The organism is Nocardia sp. NPDC060220 (assembly GCF_042727815.1).
GTDB lineage: Bacteria > Actinomycetota > Actinomycetes > Mycobacteriales > Mycobacteriaceae > Nocardia.
The window spans coordinates 1-2,165 of record NZ_JBHWZY010001032.1; the positions used below are offsets into that span (position 1 = coordinate 1).

At 69.1% G+C, this 2,165-nt stretch carries 2 protein-coding genes; both read right to left on the reverse strand.

The genetic code is table 11. The annotated features are described in order from the left end of the window. Positions 1 to 670, reverse strand: a 670-nt coding sequence (locus ACFWF3_RS33255; protein WP_379317898.1) for a DUF4081 domain-containing protein, incomplete at its 3' end; no start/stop codon positions are given. 85 nt (positions 671 to 755) lie between these two features. Continuing rightward, the gene (gene ispG / locus ACFWF3_RS33260) at positions 756 to 1,910 is read right to left on the reverse strand and encodes a flavodoxin-dependent (E)-4-hydroxy-3-methylbut-2-enyl-diphosphate synthase (protein WP_378992220.1); all 1,155 of its coding nucleotides are present in this window, start codon (positions 1,908 to 1,910) and stop codon (positions 756 to 758) included. Between the last annotated feature and the right edge of the window lie 255 nt (positions 1,911 to 2,165).

The following is a 2,165-nucleotide window of genomic DNA, read 5'->3' on the forward strand; positions in this document are numbered from 1 at the left end:
CCCACACGCCTTGGATCTGGCCGGTGCGCCGCGACAGCGCGCCGATCTCGGCCTTGTAGACGACCTCACCGTCCTCGAAACGTGCCCAGGCCCTACCGGATTCGATGAGATTCTTGATCCGCCTCCGATAGCCGCGCCCACCGTCGCCCGTGCGCGGGTCGATGCCGACCTCTTCGATGAACATCGCGATCGCGGCGGTCAAATAGCGGTCGATCTCGTCGGGCCGCACGCGGCGCACTCCCCCGTCGGCGCGCGCGGCGGCCGGCCTGGCCAGTGCCAGCAGGGGCTGATCGGCGCGCAGTTCCCTGGCCGGGCCCCAGGCCGGGAGCAGCATCTCCCACAGCGGGAGTGCGAGTTCCTGCCTGCCGACCACCGAGGAACACACCCGCGGCCAGCGGCCTGCCCGATCGGCGAACGCGCGCAATGCCTGCTGGTCACCGCGCAGCGGCACCAGATTGGCGCCGGAGAAACACAGGGAGTCGGCCGGTCCGCCGCGGCTCCACAGCTCACCGGCACCGGTCCGGGAGTCGATCCCGAATTCCTGCACCCGGGCCGCGATCATGCACGACGCCACCGGGTCGGCGTCGAGGACGCGCAGCACCTCACCGACATCTCGCACGGCCACCGGGCGCGCGGGAGCGGTTTTGGACCGTCGCGTCGGCTCCAGCAGACTCCGCACGGCACAAGCCTGCCACGAAAGCACGCCGAGCGGTACGGGTCCGCCGAATCCGGCGGATGACTGTGCGGAGGCCGGTTCAGCTCACAGAGACAACGGGCTCCGTGCCCGGCTCCGCGTCCATCTGTTCGGCGATGCGCATCGCCTCTTCGATCAGGGTCTCCACGATCAAATGCTCGGGCACGGTCTTGATGACCTCACCCTTGACGAAGATCTGCCCCTTGCCGTTACCGGAGGCGACACCGAGGTCGGCTTCGCGGGCCTCGCCGGGCCCGTTCACGACACAGCCCATCACCGCGACGCGCAGCGGCACCTCCAGGCCGTCCAGGCCGGCGGCGACCGCGTCGGCCAGGGTGTACACGTCCACCTGAGCGCGTCCGCACGATGGGCAGGACACGATCTCGAGCTTGCGCGGGCGCAGGTTCAGCGACTGCAGGATCTGGCTGCCGACCTTGATCTCCTCGGCGGGCGGGGCCGAGAGCGACACGCGGATCGTGTCGCCGATGCCCTCGCTGAGCAGCGCGCCGAAGGCCACCGCGGACTTGATCGTGCCCTGGAACGCCGGGCCCGCTTCGGTGACGCCGAGGTGCAGCGGGTAGTCGCTCTGCGCGGCGAGCTGGCGGTAGGCCTCGACCATGATCACCGGGTCGTTGTGCTTGACCGAGATCTTGATGTCGCCGAAGCCGTGCTCCTCGAACAGGCTCGCCTCCCACAGCGCCGACTCGACCAGCGCTTCGGGGGTGGCCTTGCCGTACTTCTCCAGCATCCGCTTGTCCAGCGAACCGGCGTTGACGCCGATGCGGATCGGGATGCCCGCGGCGCCCGCGGCCTTGGCCACCTCGCCGACGCGGCCGTCGAATTCCTTGATGTTGCCCGGGTTGACGCGCACCGCGGCGCAGCCCGCGTCGATGGCGGCGAAGATGTAGCGCGGCTGGAAGTGGATGTCGGCGATCACCGGGATCTGCGACTTCTTCGCGATCGTGGCGAGCGCGTCGGCGTCTTCCTGGCGCGGACAGGCCACCCGCACGATGTCGCAGCCCGAGGCGGTGAGCTCGGCGATCTGCTGCAGCGTGGCGTTGATGTCGTGGGTCTTGGTGGTGGTCATCGACTGCACCGAGATCGGCGAATCGCTACCGACGCCGACATTGCCGACCATCAGCTGGCGGGTCTTGCGCCGGGGTGCGAGAACAGCAGCGGGAGCGGCGGGCATCCCCAATCCGATTGTGCTGGTCACGTTCGGCTGCCTTCTTTCGTACGTTTCGCGGATCGACCTGGGTTGTTGATGCCGAGCTTAGTCGCGCAAGGTAACCGGGCGCCCTGTGAGGGGCACCTCACCGGCTGCGGCCGACCTCCACCGCCGTCACCCAGCGGGTCTCTACGGTAGTAACACGGCCTGCCCGAACCGGCCGCCCAGACCACCGACCGCCGCGCTGAACGGTAGTGAGACAAACGCGACAAGCGCCGATGAGGGCGGACAGACGGTCCACCC